This window comes from Salirhabdus salicampi (assembly GCF_024259515.1).
GTDB classification, from domain to species: domain Bacteria; phylum Bacillota; class Bacilli; order Bacillales; family Alkalibacillaceae; genus Salirhabdus_A; species Salirhabdus_A salicampi.
Genome location: NZ_JANBWE010000003.1, coordinates 79,938 through 104,505 on the forward strand (window position 1 = coordinate 79,938; position 24,568 = coordinate 104,505).

At 38.0% G+C, this 24,568-nt stretch carries 16 protein-coding genes and 1 riboswitch; of the genes, 13 read left to right on the top strand and 3 right to left on the bottom strand.

All coding sequences use genetic code 11. The annotated features are described in order from the left end of the window. Nucleotides 1-357 precede the first annotated feature (357 nt). The 9 genes from NLW78_RS10420 to NLW78_RS10460 all read left to right on the top strand — a co-directional run bounded on the left by NLW78_RS10420 (nt 358) and on the right by NLW78_RS10460 (nt 11,597). Nucleotides 358-1,860: a malate:quinone oxidoreductase gene (locus tag NLW78_RS10420; RefSeq protein WP_254497072.1), complete on the top strand. Its 1,503-nt coding sequence runs from the start codon at nt 358-360 to the stop codon at nt 1,858-1,860. A 604-nt stretch (nt 1,861-2,464) separates the two neighbouring features. Beyond that, nucleotides 2,465-4,651 carry a catalase/peroxidase HPI gene (gene katG, locus NLW78_RS10425; protein WP_254497073.1) on the top strand — a complete coding sequence of 729 codons (2,187 nt, stop codon included), beginning with the start codon at nt 2,465-2,467 and terminating at the stop codon, nt 4,649-4,651. A 319-nt stretch (nt 4,652-4,970) separates the two neighbouring features. Then, nucleotides 4,971-5,561, top strand: a complete 591-nt coding sequence (locus NLW78_RS10430) for a DsbA family oxidoreductase (RefSeq protein ID WP_367617680.1) — start codon at nt 4,971-4,973, stop codon at nt 5,559-5,561. A 503-nt stretch (nt 5,562-6,064) separates the two neighbouring features. Beyond that, nucleotides 6,065-6,790 carry a methionine ABC transporter ATP-binding protein gene (locus NLW78_RS10435; protein WP_254497075.1) on the top strand — a complete coding sequence of 242 codons (726 nt, stop codon included), beginning with the start codon at nt 6,065-6,067 and terminating at the stop codon, nt 6,788-6,790. Nucleotides 6,791-6,806: 16 nt separating this feature from the next. Then, the gene (locus tag NLW78_RS10440; protein ID WP_254497077.1) at nt 6,807-7,469 is read left to right on the top strand and encodes a methionine ABC transporter permease; all 663 of its coding nucleotides are present in this window, start codon (nt 6,807-6,809) and stop codon (nt 7,467-7,469) included. A gap of 19 nt (nt 7,470-7,488) precedes the next feature. Beyond that, entirely contained in the window at nt 7,489-8,319 is an 831-nt protein-coding gene (locus tag NLW78_RS10445; protein ID WP_254497078.1) for a MetQ/NlpA family ABC transporter substrate-binding protein, read from the top strand. Between the two features lie 284 nt (nt 8,320-8,603). After that, the gene (locus NLW78_RS10450; RefSeq protein WP_254497079.1) at nt 8,604-9,872 is read left to right on the top strand and encodes an ammonium transporter; all 1,269 of its coding nucleotides are present in this window, start codon (nt 8,604-8,606) and stop codon (nt 9,870-9,872) included. Between the two features lie 37 nt (nt 9,873-9,909). After that, complete coding sequence (locus tag NLW78_RS10455) at nt 9,910-10,878, top strand: DUF294 nucleotidyltransferase-like domain-containing protein (RefSeq protein WP_254497080.1); 969 nt, start codon at nt 9,910-9,912, stop codon at nt 10,876-10,878. Further along, entirely contained in the window at nt 10,872-11,597 is a 726-nt protein-coding gene (locus NLW78_RS10460) for an exonuclease domain-containing protein (RefSeq protein WP_254497082.1), read from the top strand. The genes NLW78_RS10455 and NLW78_RS10460 overlap by 7 nt, the downstream gene beginning before the upstream one ends. 114 nt (nt 11,598-11,711) lie before the next feature. On the opposite strand, the gene NLW78_RS10465 is transcribed toward NLW78_RS10460, so the two are convergent. After that, nucleotides 11,712-12,227, bottom strand: a complete 516-nt coding sequence (locus NLW78_RS10465) for a GNAT family N-acetyltransferase (RefSeq protein ID WP_254497083.1) — start codon at nt 12,225-12,227, stop codon at nt 11,712-11,714. A gap of 7 nt (nt 12,228-12,234) precedes the next feature. Beyond that, the gene (locus tag NLW78_RS10470; protein WP_437181970.1) at nt 12,235-13,170 is read right to left on the bottom strand and encodes a glutathione S-transferase family protein; all 936 of its coding nucleotides are present in this window, start codon (nt 13,168-13,170) and stop codon (nt 12,235-12,237) included. A 229-nt stretch (nt 13,171-13,399) separates the two neighbouring features. Here NLW78_RS10470 and NLW78_RS10475 point away from each other — a divergent pair, with 229 nt between their 5' ends. Continuing rightward, nucleotides 13,400-14,449, top strand: coding sequence for an LLM class flavin-dependent oxidoreductase (locus NLW78_RS10475; RefSeq protein WP_254497085.1), 1,050 nt, complete (start codon nt 13,400-13,402; stop codon nt 14,447-14,449). A 110-nt stretch (nt 14,450-14,559) separates the two neighbouring features. Next, the gene (locus NLW78_RS10480) at nt 14,560-15,102 is read left to right on the top strand and encodes an NAD(P)H-dependent oxidoreductase (RefSeq protein ID WP_254497086.1); all 543 of its coding nucleotides are present in this window, start codon (nt 14,560-14,562) and stop codon (nt 15,100-15,102) included. A gap of 39 nt (nt 15,103-15,141) precedes the next feature. Here the strand turns inward: NLW78_RS10480 and NLW78_RS10485 are convergent, their stop codons facing one another. Beyond that, a complete protein-coding gene (locus NLW78_RS10485) occupies nt 15,142-16,161 on the bottom strand; it encodes an ABC transporter substrate-binding protein (RefSeq protein WP_254497087.1) in 1,020 nt (339 codons plus the stop codon). Between the two features lie 511 nt (nt 16,162-16,672). After that, nucleotides 16,673-16,760: riboswitch (cyclic di-GMP riboswitch) on the top strand. Nucleotides 16,761-16,805: 45 nt separating this feature from the next. On the opposite strand from NLW78_RS10485, the gene NLW78_RS10490 reads away from it, so the two are divergent. Continuing rightward, entirely contained in the window at nt 16,806-23,966 is a 7,161-nt protein-coding gene (locus tag NLW78_RS10490) for an RHS repeat-associated core domain-containing protein (RefSeq protein ID WP_254497088.1), read from the top strand. A 16-nt stretch (nt 23,967-23,982) separates the two neighbouring features. After that, the gene (locus NLW78_RS10495) at nt 23,983-24,519 is read left to right on the top strand and encodes an imm11 family protein (protein WP_254497090.1); all 537 of its coding nucleotides are present in this window, start codon (nt 23,983-23,985) and stop codon (nt 24,517-24,519) included. The last annotated feature ends 49 nt before the right edge of the window (nt 24,520-24,568 follow it).

Genomic DNA, 24,568 nt, shown 5'->3' on the forward strand with positions numbered 1-24,568 from the left:
GAGCGTGAGACGAAAAACAAATGAAAATGGGAATTATAGTTCTGGAAATAATGGAAGATAACGATTAGCCTTTCATAAATATGTGCAAAATAATAATGTCTTTGACGAACAGATCTATCTTCAGGATAAAATGATTTAAATTATAGTTTATCGTGTAGTCACAATAACTTGTAGTCGGATGCCACTTTTTTATATACTCAATTTCGTTTATAATTAACAAATAATAGTACGTATTTATATCAACTTGTGGTTTATTGAGGTCGGAAAGGTGTGTTCCCGGGTGGCACTATGTTCTCTTATGGCACCTAAGTAGGAGCGCCTACTCTTTTTCCAACTATAAGGATAAGGATGGTTATCATGAATAATATTCAGAAAAAAACAGACGTTATCCTAATAGGTGCCGGAGTCATGAGCGCCACTTTAGGGTCATTACTGAAAGAGTTAGCACCTGAATGGGAAATTAAAGTTTTTGAGAAACTTGCAAACGCAGGAGAAGAAAGCTCGAACGAATGGAATAATGCTGGGACAGGCCATTCTGCACTTTGCGAACTTAATTATACATACGAAAAGTCTGATGGTTCTATTGATATTAACAAAGCGATTAAAATTAATGAACAGTTTCAGCTTTCAAGACAATTTTGGTCTTATCTTGTGAATAGCAATATTATCCGTAATCCGCAGGAATTTATTAGACCGATACCCCATATGAGTTTTGTAAAAGGGGAGGCAAACGTTTCTTTTTTAAAAAAGAGATTTAAAGCGTTATCAAAAATCCCACTATTCCAAGGAATGGAATTTTCCGATGATCCAGAACAACTGATGGAGTGGTTTCCACTTATTATGGAAGGCCGTAAATTGAATGAACCAATAGCGGCAACAAAAATCGAGTCTGGAACGGATGTCAATTTTGGTGCGTTAACACGTAAGTTGTTTGCCCATCTGGAAAATAAGAATGTAGAGGTACACTATAAGCATAGTGTTAAGAATATTATACGTACGAGTGATGGTTCATGGAATTTGGAAGTGCATGATATTGAAAATGATAAAATCAAATACCATAATGCAAAATTCGTATTTATCGGCGCCGGGGGTGGTAGTCTTCCTTTACTACAAAAGACCGGTATTCCTGAGTCGAAGAATATCGGAGGTTTTCCTGTAAGCGGATTATTTATGGTATGTAGTAATCCAGATGTTGTAAAGCAACATCATGCAAAAGTTTATGGTAAAGCTAAGGTTGGTGCTCCTCCAATGTCTGTCCCTCATCTTGACACAAGATATATTGATAACCAAAAATCATTACTCTTTGGACCGTTTGCAGGGTTTTCACCAAGATTCTTAAAAACGGGTTCTGTTTTTGATTTAGTAGGCTCCATAAAGCCGTATAATATTCTTACGATGTTAGCGGCAGGAGTAAAAGAGATGGGATTGACAAAATACTTAATTCAGCAAGTTTTATTGTCGAATGAAAAGCGCATGGAACAATTACGAGAGTTTATCCCGGACGCTAAAAGCGAAGATTGGGATGTTATAGTAGCGGGACAACGTGTGCAAGTTATTAAAAATCATGAAATTGAAGGGAAGGGAACTCTTCAATTTGGCACCGAAGTTGTAAATTCTGCTGATGGCTCGATAGCAGCGTTGCTCGGTGCATCTCCTGGTGCTTCTACTGCTGTTCATGTAATGCTTGAGGTACTAGAGAAATGCTTTCCACAACAATGGAAGACTTGGGAACAGAAAATAAAAGAAATGATTCCTTCTTACGGAATATCGTTAGCGGAGGATCGAGAGCTATTTGAACATATTCATACTTCAACAACGGAAACACTTAATTTAAATGAAGATGAACCCGTTTATAGTTAATACTGTAAATACAGCTTTAAAGAAAACAAAATGAACATAAGATTGTGATGTTACGTACCCTAGTTACTGGACTGATAAAAAAGTCCTTTAGCTGGGGTTTCTTATATCCTTTAGCTTATCAATAACTAATAAGAACATATGCAGAAATGGATATCAAGTGTTCGAAACAATAGGCATTGTCGTATCAACGTTACTTAGAAGCGCCTTTCTGAAACAATCTACCACGTTCGCAACTTTCCACAGGTTAATATATGCCTCCTTTAATTCAATTAATAGATAATTGTCTGTTTCAAAGTAAGCATTCTTAAATCTAGTGTATCTCCATTTGCTACATCCTGCGCATGAATAACCTTAAAGAGCATATGTTTTAGTAACAAATAACCTGTTTAAATCATTCGTCCATTTAATATATAGGGAGAGGTTTTGTTCTTTAGAGACATTTGTTATATGAAGACTACAGTTTTTGAAACATGAAACATTTCCTTTATATAAAATTACATAAAGCTAGTTCTTTTTGCTTTCATTTTATTAATGATTAAATTATAATAATTTTAATTAGAAAATCAATATTAGATTCTGAATTTACAGAGAAAGGGGAAATATGATGGATTCCAAAGAACAAGCTAAAGTTGGGGGCTGCCCATTTCACCATGGGAGTGCAACTACTGAAAAATCTAGCGGAACAACGAATAAGGATTGGTGGCCGAACCAGTTAAACTTGAACATTCTACATCAACATGACCAAAAATCAAACCCTATGGGAGAAGATTATAATTATGCAGAGGAATTTAAAAAGCTAGACTATGACGCGTTAAAGAAAGATCTTCATGATCTAATGACGGATAGCCAAGATTGGTGGCCAGCCGACTATGGTCATTATGGTCCGTTCTTTATTCGGATGGCTTGGCATGCAGCAGGTACATATCGTACAGGAGATGGTCGTGGAGGTGGCGGAACTGGTGCACAGCGCTTTGCCCCACTTAATAGCTGGGCAGACAATGGCAACCTTGATAAAGCCCGTCGATTACTATGGCCAATTAAGCAAAAATATGGTAACAAGATTTCTTGGGCAGACTTGCTCCTTCTAACCGGTAATGTTGCCATTGAATCAATGGGCGGCAAGACTTTTGGTTTTGGGGCTGGACGTGCAGACATTTGGCATCCAGAAGAAGACATTTACTGGGGCTCTGAAACAGAAATGCTAGGAGATAACCGTTATACAGGTGATCGTGAACTTGAGAATCCCCTTGCTGCAGTTCAAATGGGACTCATATATGTCAATCCTGAAGGTCCAAACGGCAATCCAGATCCGCTTGCAAGTGCTCGTGATATTCGCGAGACCTTCACACGTATGGGAATGAACGATGAAGAAACAGTTGCATTAACGGCTGGGGGTCACACTTTTGGAAAGGCACATGGTGCAGGAGATGCTGCACATGTAGGTCCAGAACCGGAAGCTGCACCGATTGAAGCGCAAGGCTTAGGTTGGTTAAGCTCACATGGAACTGGTAAGGGTCGCGATACGATCACAAGTGGTATTGAAGGTGCTTGGACTGCAAACCCGACACAATGGGATAATGGATACTTTGACTTGCTTTTTGGTTATGAATGGGAGCTTACAAAGAGCCCGGCTGGTGCACATCAGTGGGTTCCTGTTAATCCTGTTGAGGAAGACCTTGCACCAGATGCAGAGGACTCGTCTGTTCGTGTTAAAACAATGATGACGACTGCAGATATGGCTTTGCGTGAGGATCCAGAATATGCAAAAATTGCACGTCGATTCCATGAAAATCCAGAAGAATTTGCAGATGCATTTGCTCGTGCATGGTTCAAACTATTACATCGTGATATGGGGCCTCGCACAAGGTATCTTGGACCGGAAGTTCCAGAAGAAGAGCTAATTTGGCAAGATCCAATCCCAACTGTTGATTATGAACTAACGGAAGAAGAAGTGGAGAAGATTAAAGTATTAGTCCTTGATTCCGGACTTACAATTGGCGAGCTTGTGACTACAGCTTGGGCATCAGCAAGTACGTTCCGTGGCTCTGATTATCGTGGAGGAGCGAATGGTGCACGTATTCGTCTTGCACCACAAAAGGACTGGGAGGTAAACCAACCGAAACAACTTGAAAAAGTGCTAATTGTACTTGAAGACATTCAAAGTCATCTAGATAAAAAAGTTAGCATTGCAGATCTGATTGTGCTTGGTGGTAGTGTTGCAGTGGAGAAGGCGGCTCAAGATGCAGGATTCGATGTAACAGTTCCATTTACTCCGGGACGTGGCGATGCAACAGAAGAGCAAACGGATGTTGAAAGTTTTGATGTGCTCGAGCCTTATGCTGATGGTTTCCGTAATTATCAGAAAAAAGAGTATAGTGTAAGCCCTGAAGAACTTCTAGTAGATAAAGCACAATTGCTTGGTTTAACAGCACCTGAGATGACTGCACTTATTGGTGGTATGCGTGTTTTAGGTACGAACTATGGTGGAACGAAACACGGTGTTTTCACTGACCGAGTTGGAACTCTTACGAATGATTTCTTTGTAAATCTATTAGATATAGGAGTAGAATGGAAGCCTGTAGGTGGTGGAGTATATGAAGGACGCAACCGCCAGACAGGAGAAGTCGTCCGTACAGCAACTAGAGTTGATCTAGTCTTCGGTTCAAATTCACAACTCCGTGCTATTGCAGAAGTTTATGCACAAGATGATAATAAAGAAAAGTTTGTACGTGACTTTATCTCTGCTTGGGTCAAAGTGATGAATGCTGATCGTTTTGATCTTAGGAAATAGCAGATAGCAGATAGCAGAATAGCAAAAAAATAATACTTTAGAAAAGATAGGAGGTACACAATCTCCTATCTTTTTTTATGAAAATTTGCATAAGTTGGTTCATTAAGTCAAAGGTTAATGTGAGACAAGCCTAATACAGTTGTGAATAAGTACATATTATAAGTAGGTGAAGCATTTTAAGCTTGTATTATATAGTTCGTTACGAAACATAAGCAAATGTTTTTCAAGATCGGTGATGAAGCTATACAATAAAAACAGAGTAGGAGGGATATAAATGCACATAGAGATGTGGACGGACTTTGCTTGACCATTTTGCTATATAGGCAAAAGGCGTCTGGAGGACGCTATTCAGAAGGTTGATTATCCAGTGGAAGTAACGTACAGGTGTTTTGAATTAGAACCAACAATGGAACGGGAAGTAAAGGAAAACATATATGAAAAATTGGCGAAAAAGTATGGGATGAGTATAGAACAAGCAAAGGCTAATACAGAAAATATGGTTCGAATGGCTAAGGAAGTTGGTTTAGATTATCAGATGGACAACCTCGTTTTAACCAATACGTTTGATGCCCATCGTGTAACAATGTTCGCGAAAAAACAAGGCTTAATGAAAGAAATGACTGATCGAATTTTACATGCTTATTATACGGAGTCAAAGCATATTGGTGATCATGAAACATTAACAGAATTGGCTGTAGAAGTTGGGTTAGATAGTGAGGCCGTAGCGAACATGTTGGCTAGTAATGATATGTCAGAAGAAGTTCGCCGCGATGAGCAACAAGCGCAGCAGTATGGTATTACTGGTGTTCCATTCTTCCTCATTAATGGGAAGTATTCACTTAATGGTGCCCATCCAACAGAAACATTTGTTCAGGCTTTAAATCAAGTAAAAGAAAAAGAAACGTCATAATTGACTTAATATTATCGGATAATTAGAGGGTTTTTAACGACTCTATCTTCAGTCCAAATTCATAAACTGGCGTGTTTTTTAGAAGTTCACGCTCAGAAGATAACAAAAAAGTTTGTGTTTGCCCTTATCTCTGCTTGGGTATAAGTCATCTCAGTAATAAAGCGAGGTTACCGATACATCCATGCTCAAATTCTTTATAACGATGAACGTCAAAAGATTATGTTTTAACTAAGTAAAGTTCATTATTCAAAAGCATTGGTGTTTCTCCAATGCTTTTGCCTTTTTCATAACCACGGCCTTCATGATAATTTAATAATATAAGAATAGGATAACGGTCTTCTAATGAAGCAAATAATGTTACGGGATAGGTCTTCTGTTAGATTGGAGTATCCATCTTATTGTATTTTCAGAAAAAACACATAAATATTGATAAAATGACAACTTCATCATATTAAGCTATAATGAACAAGTTCTAATCACCTTTCAGTAGAAGGGGTTTTTTTATGATTATTTTACAAAATGTAAGTAAAAGTTTTTCGCAGTATCAAGCTATTAAATCGGTATCCTTAACGATAAACAATAGAGATATTTATGGCATTATAGGAGCAAGTGGTGCGGGAAAATCTACACTTCTACGTCTGATGAATCTATTAGAAGTACCAGACGAAGGTGAAGTAGAAATTAACGGGCAATCTTTAACAAGTTTGAATAGCAAAAAACTTCGGCAAGCACGTCAATCCATTGGGATGATCTTTCAACATTTTAATCTTGTGGCGAATAAAACGGTTTTTGATAACGTCGCTGTACCATTAGAATTGGCAAAAGTTCCAAAGAAGAAACGTCGAATGCGAGTAATGGAATGTCTTCAATTTGTTGGTTTAAGCCATGTAATGGAAAAATACCCTGCTGAATTAAGCGGAGGGCAAAAGCAGCGAGTTTCAATTGCGAGAGCCTTAGCGAATCAGCCGGAGGTATTGTTATGTGATGAACCAACCTCTTCACTTGATCCTAACACAACTGCTGAAATATTAGGTGTATTAGAAAATATTAATCAACGTCTCGGTGTTACCATTGTCATTGTCAGTCATGAGATGGAAGTGATTAAAAGTATATGTAATCGCGTATCTGTCATGGCAGCGGGAGAAGTGTACGAAACACTATCAATCGAACCAACAGGAATTCACAATTTAAGTAGTAATCCAAGTTGGTTTGTAGAACAATTAACATAGGTTGGTGAATATAACCATGCCTGAAATTTTAATTCAATATCAATCCGAGATTTGGAAGGCCATCATAGAAACCTTTATAATGGTAGGTTTTTCGATTTTAGCTGCTGTATTAATAGGGCTTCCGGTAGGAACGTTACTTTTTCTCTGCAGAAAAGGAAAAATTCTTGAGAACCAGTTTGTCTTTTCCTCACTCAATCTATTAGTAAATATTATACGGTCTTTTCCGTTTTTACTATTAGTGGTGTTTTTAATTCCATTTACAAGAATCATAGTTGGAACGGCAATTGGAACGGCAGCTGCTACTGTGCCGTTATCCATCATTGCCATTGCCCATTATTCACGATTAGTTGAACAATCTTTATTAGATGTGCCGAAAGGTGTAATTGAAGCGGCTGTTTCAATGGGAGCATCAATGAAAGAAATTATTTTTAAGTTCCTTTATGTAGAAGCACGTTCTGGGCTGGTGTTTGGATTAACAACGTCGATTGTTAGCTTCATTTCCTATTCGACTATTATGGGTGTAGTCGGAGGGGGCGGTATAGGGGACTTTGCGATTCGTTACGGGTACCAACAATTTAAAACCGACTTAATGTTCTATATGATTATCATTATGGTCATCATAGTACAGTTCATTCAATTTACTGGTACTACAGTTTCGAGAATGATAGATAAAAGATGAAAATAAGGAGAAAATATAAATGAAAAAACTATCTTTTTTAATACTAACGACATTTTTATTAATATTAGCTAGCTGTGGTCAAAATGAGGCAGAAGAAAATGATAATACACATGCAAACGCAGACGAAGAAGAAGTAACGTTAAAAGTGGCTTCATTAATTCCACCAATGACGGAAATTCTTGAACTTGTAAAACCAAAATTAGCAGAGGAAAATATTAACCTTGAAATGGTCGTATTAAGTGATAATGTACAACCAAACACTGCACTAGCAGCAAATGAAGTAGATGCAAACTTCTTTCAACATGTTCCGTATATGGAGGAATATAATCGCAGCAATGATGCGAATTTAGTTCCGGTAGAACCTATTTACTTTGCCAATTATGGTGTTTATTCAAAAGAGTACGATTCAATGGAAGAGCTACCAAAGGGCGCTGTCGTAGCGATTGCAAATGATGTCTCAAATGTCGACCGTTCTTTAGCTTTATTAGCTCAACATGATGTTATCACGTTGAAAGAAAAAACAGGCCCATATTATACGAAGGCAGATATCATTGATAATCCGAAAAACTATGAATTTGAAGAAGTGGATTTATTAATGTTAGCCAGAACATATGAAGACGCTGATGCAGTTGTTATGACTCCTGCTTATGCTGCACCACTCGGATTGACACCTAAAAGTGACGCTCTTCTTACAGAAGGGGTAGAAAATGATTTTGCGATTACATTAATCACACGTGAAGATAATGTTGATTGGGAGCCGATTCAAAAGCTTGCCGAAGTAATGACAAGCCCGGAAGTTCGTGAATTTTTAGAAGAAAATTATGATGAAACGGCTATTCCAGCATTTTAATGGATGATACAGGGGATGTTCCTAAAGAGTTGTTAAAGCTCTTGTAGGGACATCTTTTTTTATATAAGAATTAACTCATAGCCCCCTTTTAAAAAAATAATGGAAAATCTTAATATTCCCCGACATTGCATCGCAACAAACATGGAACCGCTTCCAAGCGCAACAAAAAACTCACACCCCTTGTTAGATTTTCTAACAAGTTAATTGTATGAATTTTCCGACCATAGTAACTTATTAACTAACAAGTTGACCATCACTAATTACGTAAAGGGGAGAAAGTTTTAATGGAAATTGCATTAATGGATAATGTATGGGTAATCATTGGTACATTTTTAGTTTTACTGATGTTAGGGGGCTTTATTTTACTAGAGGCCGGTTCGACTCGAATGAAAAACGCTGGTCACATAGCTGGTAAAACAATCTTCACTGCAGGTATTGGTTCATTAGTTTTCTGGGCAGTAGGATGGGGATTTATTTACGGAGAAGGAAACGCATTTATCGGATTGTCTGATTTCTTTTATGGAGATTCATCATTTAGTGGAGAAGGGTTATCTCCAGCAGTTGATTTTATGTTTCAAATGATGTTCGCGTTAATCGCATTAACAATTGCTTTTGGCGGATTTGCTGAACGTGCAAAGCTATCGTCATATATTATTTTTGCTGTTTTGTTCTCAGCGCTTGTATATCCAGTCGTAGCGCATTGGATTTGGGGTAGTGGCTGGTTAGCTGATCATGGTAAGCAAGACTTCGCAGGTTCAACGGTGGTTCACTTAACAGGTGCAATGGCAGCACTAGCAGCTACGTTAATCTTGAAACCACGCATTGGTAAATATAATAAGGATGGCTCGTCTAATGATCTTGCAGGACATAACCAAGTATACACTGCATTGGGTGTATTACTATTGTGGGTAGGTTGGTTTGGCTTTAACGGTGGTAGTACTTTTGAAGTGGCTGGTGCTTTCTTTGGTTTCGCCATTTTAAATACACAATTAGCTGCAGCAGCGGGTGCCGTATCGGCAATGTTCGTTGTGTGGGCTTTAACGGGTAAAGCGGATGTTCCGACAACATTAAATGGTGCATTAGCAGGCCTTGTAGCGATAACAGCTCCTGCAGGCTTCGTAGAACCTTGGGCGGCAGTAATTATCGGTATGATCGGTGGAGTTATTGTCGTATTCAGTATGAGATTATTTGATAAAGCAAAAATTGATGATCCAATATTCGCACTATCTGTTCACGGTACCGTAGGTGTATGGGGCACATTGGCTAATGGACTCTTCGCAGTACCAGCTTATTCAACTGAAATAGGCTGGGGGCAAGCCGGCTTATTTTATGGCGGTGGTTTTACCCAATTAGGAGTACAAACAATTGGGGTTGTAGCTAGTGGTTTATATGCTTTTGTTGCTTCCTTTATTATTCTAAAGGTTATGGATAAAGTGATGGGAGGTATTCGAGTATCGGAAGAAGAGGAAATTGTCGGGCTTGACTTAAGTGAGCACGGTGGTTACGGTTATCCAGAGAATATTCCGAGTGAAAGTGGGCAAAAGGGAGCCTAGTCTCACGAATGATCGTTGAAACAAGGGGGAAACATTCATGAATAGCTATGAAGATATAAAGAAATGGCGACAAACGAATATAAATACTGTTTCAACGAATCATGTAGCGTTAAACAAATTCCATGATGAAGTAATGAAAGCAACAATTAGTATTGCTATAGAAAAGGTGCAGAATGAGTGGGGGAATCCTCCCGCTCCTTTTGCTTTCTTTTTAATGGGAAGTGCTGGGCGGTTTGAACAGTCATTATGGAGTGATCAGGATCACGGTATTATTTTTGGGGGGAGTCAGGGGTGTCAAAGTTACTTTTTACGATTAGGTCAAGAAATCGTGAATGGGTTAGAGCATGTAGGCTATATACGATGTGATGGAAATGTAATGGCCTCTAATCCGCTTTGGTGCCAGTCTTTGACTAGTTGGAAACAACAAGTTTCTAACTGGTTAATAGATGCAAACTGGACGTCATTGCGTCACATTTCTACATTCTTTGATTCAAGAGTACTATTAGGTGATAGGCAAATGTTAGAACGTATTAAACAACATGCCTTTTCAACATTAAGTCGCCAACCAAGCTTATACCTTCGTTTAGTAGAAAATGTTGAATTTATGAAAAAAGGAGTAGGTGTTTTCGGTCAATTACTTCCAGAATTATATGGTGAACACACCGGGCAAATACAATTTAAAAAAACAACGTACTTTCCATATGTAAATGCGTTACGATTACTAGCAATAAAAGAAGAAATTCAAGGTTCATCTACTCTTTCAAGATTTCACCAAATAAAAGGAAAACACCCCTCTATTTATTATTATGAACAATACTTTATGAAGTTACTTCAGTTTCGTCTGCACTTCTTAAAAGATGTACAAAGTTATTCTGACGTTCATCTCATATCCGTCGAAAGGTTAACAAAGAAAGAGAAGAAAGAACTTAAAAACTTGATGAAAAAAGGTTATGAACTTTTTTCTTCTACAAAAAAAATATTAGAAAATGAGTGTTCCACATGGTAATGAATCATATGATTCAATTCATGAAGCAAATTTCAGGTCGGTTTATTTCAAATGATTATACATCTTTATCAGACCCGCATCAAATAGCATATCTTCGAAACTTGCAAAGAGAAATAAAAAAAAATGATGTGCTAAATATACCATTTGATGATTTACAAGTCGTTGTATTTGATATAGAGACTACTGGCTTTTACCCATATAAAGGGGATCGAATTTTAACCATAGGTGCTGTAAAGATGGTAGGTGATCAGATTTTTGAAGATGATACATTTTACTCGGCCATCTATAGTGAAGAAGGGCCGTCCGAGAAAATAGAAAAGCTTACAGGCATAACAAAAGAACAGTTAATGAAAGCCCCGCCTCTTCAGGAAGTGCTAAGGCAATTTTACCAATTTGCGAAAAGTGATACTCTCGTTGCACACCATTCTAATCATGAAAAACAATTTATGAAGCGTGCCAACTGGGAAGCTTTGAAAACAAACTTCCAACACCGTATTCTTGATACGACGTTTTTAATGAAACCAATTGGCCCGGAGTTAAACCTTACTTCACTTGATGAATATTGTGATTACTTCGGCATATATAACGAACAAAGACATCATGCTCTTTATGATGCGATTGCAACCGCCAATATATGGTCAGAGGGCATACGCAGCGTGAAACAGTTAGGTTATAGTAACTTAAACGACTTATACTCCTATTTAGCGAACGAGCTATAGCAAGGAATTAAGGGCTTTAGCTATTTCTCGATTTTAAAATTACGTCATGTTCATTGTCTGTGCTAGTTTGACTCCTTTTTTCTTATAATCATTACTAGAAACACAATCTAGCATTTAGTTTTGATCAAAACGATATATGTATGCTTTCACTATAATGCCATCATTAGCAGGTTCAAAATCAAATTCGGGTAATCGTTTGAAACCTAACTTCTCATATAATTGAATAGCATCCTTCATAAAATCTCCGGTATGTAAACCTATAGAGGCATAATGCCTTGCTTTTACTCGTGTCATACATTCTTTAATCAAGGCTAATGCCACGCCTTTCCCCCTTGCTTCGGGAGAGACTGCAAGCATGCGAATTTCAGGATATTCGAGTTGATTTATAAATTCGTAAGCTTCCACTTTTGCTGGGAATAAGACAACACTCCCTACCATTTCCTCATTTATCTCTGCGATGATCACGTCTACATTCGGTTGCTGATCTACATTGGAAGTCAATGTAGCTTTGAGTGCATTCCAGTGATCTTCAGGAAGCACTTTAGCATATTCACGGTAAGCATGTATTCTTTGCTTTTGGACTTGCTTTAATATACTTTGGTCAGCATCATAGATTTTTATTTCTTCCATTGTTCATCTACCTTCCTGTAAATAGGAATTTTTCTTCCTTTTTACTTAACCTTTCCCGGCCATGTGCCGTGTTCCAACCGGATAGATCAGGCCCTTTCGGTAATACTTTCAGCTGTTCTTTATGGGGTGATAACGTAATGGAAAGATGATAATGTCTTTTAATCGCATTAAAGTCAGTTGTGTCCCCAAACCCTGGAGTTTGGTATAGATCCCGTACATAGTCCCATAAATGATGGTATTCCCGGATTAAATTTCGATTCGCATAAAAGGCAGTAAAGTAGGCGATATCAAAGCGTACGAGGGTTGTGTATAACCGAACGTCCGAATCGGTTATATAGTCCCCGAATAAATAGCGTTGTTTAGAAAGACGCCCTTCTAATTGGTCTAATCTATGGAATAAAGCATCGTAAGCTTCTTCATATGCTTCTTGCGATTGAGCAAAACCACATTTATATACACCATTATTTATATCTTGAAAAATGACATCGTTCATGTGTTCAATGTCTCCACGTAAGTGTTCAGGATATAAATCCGGACTGTTTTCTTTATGATATGGTTTCCATACGGTTTCAAAGTAATTTGTCAGTTTAAAGTAATCGTTATTAACTACTTTCCTCTTTTTCAAATCAACGATGACAGGTACAGTAGGTCTGCCATCATATTGATGATCAGTATGTTTATAAATTTCACTTAAATATGTAATTCCTAAAACTGGGTCAACACCGTGTTCATCTAACGCGAATTCCCAATCCACTCGTTCAATGTTTGGCCTTATTGGACTCGTTGTGCCTAAGCTGATTACGTCCTCTAAACCTAAAATTCTCCGTACAATGACAGCGCGATGTGCCCAAGGACAAGCCGGTGACCAAATTAGTCGATAACGTTTCGGTTCCACTGGCAATTCGTTAACTTTCGACCCAAAGGGGGTTGTAAATTGATTCATTTGCCGTTTGAAAGATCCATCTTTACTAATCTCGGCAGGCTTTTTACGTATCAAGGCAATCATCCTTTCTAATAGGGAAGAAGCAAGTTTCTATAAGGTTATAATATGTAAACCTTTCCGTCAATTTGTTACGAAAAAGGTAAGATAAATTAAATTCATGGATTTATTAAACAAAAATTGCGATACTATAGTTCGAAGAATAGACGAAATAAAAATAGGGGGATTTATTGTGGAAATAGGTTTAAGTACTTTTGTTGAAACAACTCCAGACCCAAAGACAGGAAAAGTGATTAGTCACGCTCAAAGAATTCGTGAAGTTGTCGAGGAAATTGTTCTGGCTGATCAAGTAGGACTGGATGTATTTGGGGTTGGGGAGCACCATCGAAAGGATTTTGCTGCTTCGTCTCCTGCGGTCATCTTAGCGGCAGCGGCATCTCAAACAAAACAGATTCGGTTAACAAGTGCCGTCACTGTTTTATCATCTGACGATCCTGTTCGTGTATTTCAAAATTTCGCAACTGTAGATGGGCTTTCTAACGGGAGAGCCGAGATTATGGCGGGTAGAGGTTCATTTATTGAATCCTTTCCACTGTTTGGATATGATTTGCATGATTATGAAGAGTTGTTTGATGAAAAGCTAGAGTTATTACTTAAGTTACGCGATGCGGAAATGGTGTCGTGGAAAGGGAAGCATAGACCTGCTATCAATAATAGAGGGGTTTATCCACGTCCAGTTCAAGACCCATTGCCAATATGGATCGGAAGTGGAGGAAACCCACAATCTGTTGTTCGTGCTGGAACTTTAGGATTGCCTCTTGTATTAGCCATTATTGGTGGACGTCCATTACAGTTCGAACCGCTTGTTCGTTTATATAAACAAGCAGCTGCACAGGCTGGTCATGATGTATCAAAGCTTCCAATTGCATCTCACTCCCACGGTTTTGTAGGAGAAGATACTGACACAGCAGCGAACCAGTTTTTCCCTTCCACTCAGCAAGTGATGAATGAAATTGGTCGAGAAAGAGGATGGGGTCATTATGATAGAGCAGCATTTGATGCGGCGCGAAGTTTCGAAGGAGCTCTTTACGTAGGGGATGTAGAAACAGTAGCACAAAAAATTATTTATCTACGTAAAAACGTAGGTATTACACGATTTATGTTGCACTGTCCACTCGGAACAATGCCTCATGAGGATGTCATGAGGTCAATTGAATTACTCGGAAAAGAGGTTGCTCCACGGGTTCGTGAAGAAATTTCCAAGTGGGAAAGTGGTCAATAATAGTACTGCAAAATGTTCTCAACATGTATTTTGGGGGTCCGTTTTCTTTCTCAAAATAGCAGTAGTTATCACTAAGTAATATTGTGTTTAAAGGAAGTAGGAGGGAATGTATGAAAGTATTAGTTATCGTTGTACATCCATCTTTACAAGATTCAAGGCTAAATGCGGCATTAAAATCAGCTATTGATCACGAGCCAAACATTACGGTTCATGACCTATACAGTACTTATCCTCGTGAGCAAATTAATGTAAAAAAAGAGCAGCAATTATTAGAAGAGCATGATCGTATTGTCTTTCAATTTCCAAACTATTGGTATAGTTATCCCCCTCTTTTAAAGAAATGGTTTGATGAAGTGTTGGAACGTGGCTGGGCTTTTAAAGAGGGCTTTGCCCTTCGGGGTAAGGAGCTTGGGGTTGCTATAAGTTCAGCCTTTACTCCTGAAGAGTATCGATTTGATGGGCTTCACCGGTTTACAATCGAACAAATTTTAGCTCCATTTTACGCTACTTGTAACTTTATTCGAGCAAAAACAATCCCTATATTTAAAACATTTGAGGAAAGTATAGATACGACGGAAGAACTTATTGAACATGCGAATAAATATGTTCAACATTTGAAAGCGCCATATTCGTTTCACTACAATTCCTATTAAAAAAGGTTGGACTAATGATAGTCCAACCTTTTACCTTATTTATTGAAGAGAATCTTTAACTTCAGCTTCTACTTCTTCGTCAACCCAAGTCGTCCATACATCCTCTTTTTCTTCGAGGAACCAAATAACAGCATCATTAATTTGCGCATCGTTTTCTTGCATGTATGCTAATGCTTCGGCTGTTAATAAACTACTTGATTGATAATCCGTTAAAAACTGTGCTACTTCAGGGGCTCTTTCTGGTAAAGATTGTGTAGCTGCTACAACCACTTCGTTCGGTGGAAATTCACTACCGTAGCCATTATCCCATTTTTCTTGGGAGAATTGAGGTTCTTCTAATAACGTTAAGTCATATTTACCAGTAATCCAAGTCGGTTCCCAATAGTAACCAACCCATGGTTCACCTTTTTGGAATGCCGTTTCAATTGAAGCTGCTAATGCTGCAGCAGAACCAGGTTTAAAGAAATTATATTTATCATCTAACCCATAAGTACTTACTTTTTCTTCCATAATCATCGTAGCATCCCATCCGGATGGTCCACCCATAATACGTCCTTTATCTGGATTTTCAGGGTCTTGGAATAGCTCCGGGTATTTTGCAAGATCAGCAACCGTTTTCAAGTCCGGTGCAATTGGGTCTATTCCTCTTTTGTCGTCACCCTCAATGACAAATGTTGGAACATAAAATCCTTGAGCATTATCGTCGAAGTTGACGCCTAGCTCAACTACCTCTCCACTTTCGATAATTTCATCGTATAGTTCAGAAGAGTTACCAGTCCATACTTCCATATAAGCGTCTACATCACCATTTTTTAAGCCTGTTAATGTGATAGGAGTAGAACCAGTTACTGCATCTGTTTCATAACCATATCCATTTTCAACAATATATTGAGCTAAAGCGGTATGAAAACGAACACTATCCCAATCTCCATTACCGAATACAATTTCCTCTTTCTTTTGTCCGTTTGAATTGCTTTCTTCTGAACCGCAAGCTGTTAATGCAACAATTAATAACGTAAATAAAATCGTTTTGATAGTCTTTTTCGTCGTTGTTTTCATAACATCCTCCAATGTAGTAGTTTTATAGTTTCCTATTGCTTTTGCTGATGGGTAGTTAACTTCGTGTTTAGTAACATAAAGATATGTATACTGTTATACCTAACGAAGTGAACCATCAGCATACCCCCCTTACGAACTGTTACTTAAAAAATTTTATAAGATTCAAAACATAAACTCAAATTGCATTCTTATGCATTATTCCGGTTAAAACATGATGAGAGGCTATCTCGTTCGTTCAGTGATTGACATCATACAAAAGGACTCATTTATGAAGCTATTCATCTATTTACTCCTAATTTAGAGCTTTAGCGACATATTACACTCAAGATGGTAAGAAAAAATATAGAAGTTAATAAAAAATCCAATATATGTAATTTGTTAGGGAGTTTGTTCTATAAAAATGGGTGTAGGAGGAGGTTTTTAAGTATAAAAGACCATTCAATAAAAAGTAAATTATTGGTAACATCAAAGAGAACTTATAAGAATATAGATTCATAATCAATGTAAATCCATAACGAAAGGGCAAACTTAGTGAAAACTAAGGGCGCAAAGCCACGGGTCTAAGGTAGTAAATCTACTATGATGGCTGGGTTACCGAATACAAATGGACAAGCCCTTTCTGACTTGGAGGAAAGGAGAACATTTTGAAAAGATTACTTTACAAGACTTTTATTTGTTTCTTAGCTTTCTTATTAATCGCGACGAGCTTTGTACCAGGCTTAAACAAATTGAATGTTAATGCAGCAACACCGGAAATATTTTTCGGTCCTGGTCTAGATGCTTGGCTACCACAGCCTGGAGGTCCTCCCAGCGGGACAGACAACTTTTCCGCCCTTGCTTCAAGTGGGGAAAGGAGAGACCCATCACAACCACCACAAATGTGGGGAGTCGAACCAAGTGATTTACCAGAGGAATTACAATCTACTTATTTAAATGAATTTGTTCGCTTACCACAGGGGGATGTTTATTACCAAGCGGATGATTTTATTTTACCATCATACGGCTTTCCAATTACGATTCAACGATTATATCAATCGAAACACCAAAATGATAAATCTGCCTTTGGTTATGGGTGGAACTTTCCATATGCTCACTCTATTGAAATGTTTGAGGACTTCAATATATCCGAATTTCGGCCCGATGGCACAGTTGTAAACTATATATATCATCAAGAAGATGAAGAGTTAATGGTAGATGAGTACGATGGTGATGAAAGTATCTACTACCCTTTAGACGAGGGGTACTACACGACAGAAGGTAATGATGTAGCCGAATTAAAGCGTGTAAGTAAAGATGAGTATGAAGTAGAGATGCCAAATGGCACCGTCTATACATTTTACGGATATAAAGCATCATGGAGGGAAAATGCAGACCCAAAGGCTGGGAAAATAACTGCTATCCACGATCGTCAAGGGAATGAAGTATCGATTAGTTATGACCATTCAGGAAACATTACATCGATTTCGAGTGACGATGGCCGAAAATTAACCTTTCAATATGATAATGGTCTTATTACATCTATGACCAATCCACTTGGACAGCAAACAACATATACTTATGATAATGATTTATTACAAACCGTTACATATCCAGATGGTACATTGGAGACTTATACATATAAAAATGGAAAATTAGTATCTATTACCCGTTCTGGCGAAGGAACATATGAAATTAGTTATAACGGAGGACAAGTTACAAAGGTACTACACGAAGGGGATTACCTGTACCATTATTCCTATCAAGGCAATAAAATTGAAGAAACAAACGGTGAAGGAGCTAAGACGACCTACTACTACAACGAGGAGCAAATTGCGAAGAAAGTGGCTCCTAATGGTGATGTCTATCAATATCATTACGATGACCAACAACGTTTAGAAGAGGTTGTAGGACCTGATGAGACAGTTACATACGCTTATGATGCAAATCATCATATAACAAACACGGTATCATCATTAGGTGAAGAGACATCTGTAACGTATGATGATCAGTTAAATTTGCCAATAAAAACAGAAGACGAGATCGGAAATATATGGCGTAGACAATATGATGAGGCTGGGAATCTTATCGAATTAACATACCCACAAGGATCAAAGGAGTTCTTTGAATATGATGCTCGTGGTTTATTGACGAAGACGATAAATGGGGACAAGCATGAGACGAACTACGAATATGATCAATATGGTCAATTAAGCAAGATGGTTGATCCTAAAGGGAATGTTACAAAATATAAATATAATGAAGTCGGGCAATTAATTGAGTACACATTACCAAACGGAGCTGCTACTCATTATGAATATGATGAGAGAAATCGCCTTCTTAAAGTAACAGACACAAAAAGCCAGGTGATTGAGTACAAATATGACGGTCATGGTAGGTTAGTTGAGGAGAAGTTGCCGAATGGTTCCTCCACCCGTTATACCTACAATAAAAAAGGGCAAGTCGTAGAAAAACTGGCACCAAATGATGCTACTTTTGCGTACGAATATGATGCAATGGGTCAATTAACTCGAATTGAAGGTCCATCCCGTTACTACGTCCAGTACGAATATGATGACTTAGGTAGATTGGTTCATACAACTGGTAACGGAATAATGGAAGAATCCTTTGAATACGATAGTTTAAATAATGTGACAACACATACGACACCGTACGAAACGTGGTCGTACGAATATAACCAGCAAGGTTTAATTACGGAAATATACCGAGATGATACGTTATTTACAACTTATCGTTATGATAAAAATGGTTTTCCGAAAGAAGTCATAGATGTAGATGGGAATACTTTTACTTTGGAACACGACTCCGTTGGTCGCCTACTGCGGAGTGTAGAACCCAATGGAGCAGAAACGAAATATGAGTATAACGATTTCGGCAATGTCACGAAAGAAGAGAATGCCTTAGGTGATGTAACGAGATATGAATACAATGCGTTGCAGCAACTGACAAAGGTAATAGGCCCAGATGGGGAAGAGACCACATACACATATGATGCGCTTGGAAATGTATTAAGTATTATAGACCCCTTAGGATATATAACGACCTTTTCATATGATGGTTTAGGACAGCTAATATCTGAGACAGACGCAAACGGGAAAGAGACAACATATAGCTATAATGAGCTCGGACTAATGGATAGTTTTACCACACAATCTGGTCAAATCTATCAATTTCATTATGATGACATGGGAAACGTAATCAAAGTAACGAACCCATTAAACAACTCCGAGTCGTTTACCTATGATGAACGGAACAGAATTACAAGTACGACGAATGAGGCAGGTTATACAACGACTTTTGCTTACGATGATGAAAACAATAAGGTGACGATTACAAACCCATTAAAGTCAAAAGCTGTATATACATATAATCAGGAAGGTTTACCAGTTTCATTTGTAGACCCAAATGGAAACGAAACTAAGTATGTATATGATGGCTGGGGACGTTTAGTGAAGGTCGTTGATCCATTTGGAGAGGCTTATACGTATGAATATGACAGTTTAGATCAACTAACGAAAATCGTAAACCCATTAGAAGAGGTTACAACCTATGAATACAATGGGATTGGTCAAATTGAGTCAATTGTTGCACCTAATGGCGGTATAACACAATTACAATATGATCTCGTTGGAAATGTAATTGCTGAAACGAACCCGTTAGGAGAAACAACAACTTATGAATACGATGCTTATGGTAACCGTACAGCTGTCATTGATGCGCAAGGAGATAAGACATCGTATCAATATGATGCCCTTCAACGCTTAATAAAAGTTACAGATGCGTTAGGACAATCTATATCTTATTCATACGATGCAGTAGGAAATACAACCAAAATTATAGATCGGGAAGGTTATGTAACGAAACTGGCTTATGACGATGAATATAACTTGAAAGCTGTAACAGATAAGGCGGGAGAAGTGTGGAAGTATGATTATGATCGTTATGACCAACTAACATCTATAACAAACCCACACGAAAATAAAATTCAGTTCTCTTATAATCAATTAGGGGACATTACATCTGTTACAAATGAAAATGGTGCAACAACAACTTATTCTTATGATAAAGTAGGACAGCTGATCAAAACGATAGATCCTCTTCAATATACAGAGGCTTACGAATATGACCCTGCGGGGAATCTGGTTCGTTACGTCGATCAAGAGGGCAATGCGCATCGATATGTATATGATGCTGTGCATAGGCTGATTAAGGAAGAAGACCCTAATGGGTACGCAACTACATATACTTATGATGCAGTAGGAAATATAACGACAATAACGGATGCAGAAGGGAATCAAACGAAATTCACCTACGATAAGTTAGGGAACGTAGAAACGATCATTGACGCATTGGGTGAAATGATCACTTACAACTATGATGCTATGGGCCAACCCACAAATATGATAGATGCGAATGGAAATGAAACGAAGTGGGAATATGATGAAGTCGGTCAGCTAGTAAAAGAAATAAGTGCACGGGGAAGTGTACATCAATATATTTATGATTCCATTGGAAATTTGAAAAAGGAAATAGATCCTATAGGAAATGAGATTACGTACACGTATAACAAACGACAAGAGCTTACGAATATAGACCTAGGAAATGAACAGTTATCCTATTCATATGATCCAAATGGAAATATGGTTAGAGCAGCTAGTCCTGCTGTAACCGAAACGTACAAATATGACGCTTTAAGCCGGATTACATCTATTCAAGAATCTAAGTTTAACAAGTCTGTACAACTTGAATATGATGCAGTTGGGAATCAAACGAAATTAATTGATCCAGAAGACCGAGTTTTTCTCTATCAATATAACAATCGTAATGAAGTTACGTCGTTCACTGATCCTGATGAGAATGAGACAACCTTTACGTATAATGGACTCGGAGATCCTTTATCTATCGTTAGACCAAATGGTGTTACATCAACATATGAATATGATGCAAACGGACAGCTCGAATTACTTCGTCATAAAGGAGAAAAGTACGAATCTTCCTACCAATATACGTATGATAAAGTAGGAAATCGTCTCTCAATTCTAGAAGAAGATGGTGCAACAACTACTTTTGCTTATGATGATGTCTACCGCCTAAAAGAAGCTATATATCCGAAAGGAAAAAATGAATCTATACGTAATGCGTCTTATACACCACCTAATGAGAAGAAGAAAGATACTTCAAAACAATCGGACCCAACTAACAAACAGGAAGGAGAAATATTGGATCAATCAAATGAAGATTCCAATGAAGAAGACACGTTAGAGGAACCAGTTCAAGATCAGGAAATTGATGACGAAGATGAAGTAATTTCTACTGAAGTAGATGAAACGTCCACTGTAAACGGTGAAGATAATGTTGAATCAACGATTGATGAAGAGTCCTACTCAGACGAAGAAGGTCAAGAGATAGATCAAATTGAGGGCGCTTTATCTGAGCCAACATTAGAGGCAGCAAATGAATCGAATGAGAATGATGTAGAGGAACCGAAGCAAGGATTGGTATCGAAGACATTAGAAGGGGTTAAAATCTTCTTCAAGAGTGTTGGGAACTTCTTTCAAAATATGTGGAAAAATGTATTTCAATTTTTTACTATAACTGTATCAGCCGAAAACAAGGGGCCAAAAGCTCATAACGGGAAAAATAAAAATCAATCAAACCAATCTAATAAAGAGGACAGTGAACAAAAGCAAAAGAAACAAGGGAAAGAACAGGATGTAAATGAAGAAGATAAAAGGAAGAATCAAGGGAAAGAGAATAAACCGAAACAAAACCGAGAAACGACGAAGTGGAACAAGTTTTATACAGAGGACTCCAGCTATGAATCACCTGATTATGTGAAGAAGCCGATTGAGCGTGTCACCTATCAGTACGATGCAGTTGGGAACCGTATCCAGCAAAATGCAGATGGGGACTTTACACAATATCATTACAATGAAGATAACCAACTAGTTCAAGTAAATGACCATAATTATTATTATGATCAGAATGGTAATCTCATAGAAAAAGCGTCTGAAACAGGTACGATAAAATATGAATATACAACAGACAATCGCTTACAAGGTGTTTATTATGCTGATGGGTCACAAGTAGAGTATGAGTACGATGCGTTACGCCGTAAAGTTTCACGTCATGAAACAGAGTATGACATTAACAAACTATCGAATGGTATAGGCCAAGGTCCTATTAACGCCATCGATCGAGGTCAAGGGAAAAAGAATGGTTTGAAAAAGCGATATGAAAGTGCTACATTCCATGAGTCTACTCACTATTTATATAATGGAAGTACATTATTAAATGAATATGGCGAAAATGGACAACCAATAGCTCAATACTATAGTTCCGGTGACCAAATGTTAGCAAGAAAGATGTTTGGCTTCCATGGTCGTAAACAAGCAGGTTATGAAGGCAACATACGAACACGTGGTGGATTAATGTACTATCAGGAAGATGCTCTAGGTAATGTAATGGATGTTACAGACCGAATTGGCGAACTCGTCATGAAGTATCGTTATGATGCATTTGGAAACATGTTTAACGAAATGGCAGCCCCTTTTAATGCACACGGATATACAGGAAAAGCGTATGACGCTAAAGCGGGATTAATGGACTACGCAACGAGATGGTATAGTCCTAGTGAAGGAAGATTTACAACAAAAGATACGTTCACAGGATGGACTGATTTACCGGCAAGTACAAACCGATACACATATACACATAACAACCCTGCAACATACACAGATCCAACAGGTAGATGCCTAATTATAGATCCTGATTCATATGAGTGTGTTCCTCCAGGATATGGTGGAGGTACAGGTTCGGGCGATGATTCAGGAGATACAGGCGGGGGTGCAAATCCAGGAAGTGGAGGAGGAAGTACACCTCAACCAACACCGACACCAGCACCTGAGCCAGATCCACAACCCGAACCAACGCCGGCACCACCAACACCAGAAGAAATACGGGCAGAGCGAAGTGCGTCCTTTAATCTTATGGCGGGCTCAACGCCAACCGCATACAGTGGTTCCTATGGTTATAATCAAAACTGGGTCGGCTCCAGTATTCAAACATCAAGAAAAGCCACATCGTATGGATATAGTCGTAACACGGTTAAGCCAAAAGCCGAAACCGTAACGAAGCCGAAACAGAAAAAAAAGAAAAAAGGGTTCTTTAGTAAAATTGCTTCATCTGTTAAGAAGACCGTAAAAAAGGCGGCCCCGGCCATTTCAACAGGGTTAGATCTAATACCTGTCGTTAGTAATGTGAAAAGTGGCGTAGAAGTGATCACTGGACGAGACCTCGTCACAGGTGAACAACTGACCCCAGCCGTACGGGCAGCCACAGCAGCAAGCGTATTCACAGGCGGAACAACAAAAGTCGCAGCAAAGACAGCACTAAAAGCAGGATCAAAGCTGTCGAAGACGAAGAGTGCTAAGGGTACTAGAGAAGCTAATTTAAAGAAACAAGGGTTTCAAGATCACCATATCATTAGTGACAAAAATAAGTTGACAAAAAATCACGAGTTGCTAGATGCAGCTGGATATGATTTGCAGTCTCGAAATAATAAAATGTTTTTACCGACCAATGAGTCCTTGCATCCCACAAGAAGTATTCATAAAGGGAGACATACTAATAGAGTTAGTGAAAATTTAGCAAATCAAATGGATGAAGTTCTTGAGTATGGTAGAGCAAATGGGTGGATTCAACAACAATATAACGATGCTCTTCGTGGTATAATAAGTGGGGAGAGACAGTTGTTAAGAGATGGCAGTAGAGCTTTAAATAAAAATAAACGCCCTTGGGCTAATTAATAATGAGGTGATATACTTGTTATGGATATGGTCTGTTCCGGAGGATTTTCCAAATAAAAGAATAGGTGAATATGTAAAAGGTAGCGGTACTGATAGATTTATTTTTAGAGAGGGAAGAGAGTTAACTGAGCAAATAGTTCCCCCAAAAATTGTATTTGAATGTTTAGAAAAGCACCTATATGATGTATTACCGAATAGTGGACTATTGCTGATAGTTTCAAAAAAAATAGTAGAAATTCTAGCAGAAATTTGTCCTCAAGATATTCAGGTATTTGAAGCAAATGTTTATATAGGGGAAAATAAAATCCCTAATTACTACCTTTTAAATATAGTAAATGCTGTTGAGGTAGTAGATAAAAGTAAATCAGAATATACTACAATTAAAGGAACTGATGCAATTCTGAACTTTAAGAAGATAGTATATAAATTTGACGTTTTACCAAACAATCATCATATAGTTAGAAACCTTGATTATAAGTCTCATGTCCTTGTATCTGATGTTCTTAAAGAGGTTTTTGAAAGAAATAATATTAAAGGTGTTCAGTTTACTTAAAGTTATGTACCTTGATTGGCTATTAGCCTTTCAAGGTTTTTTCATTTTT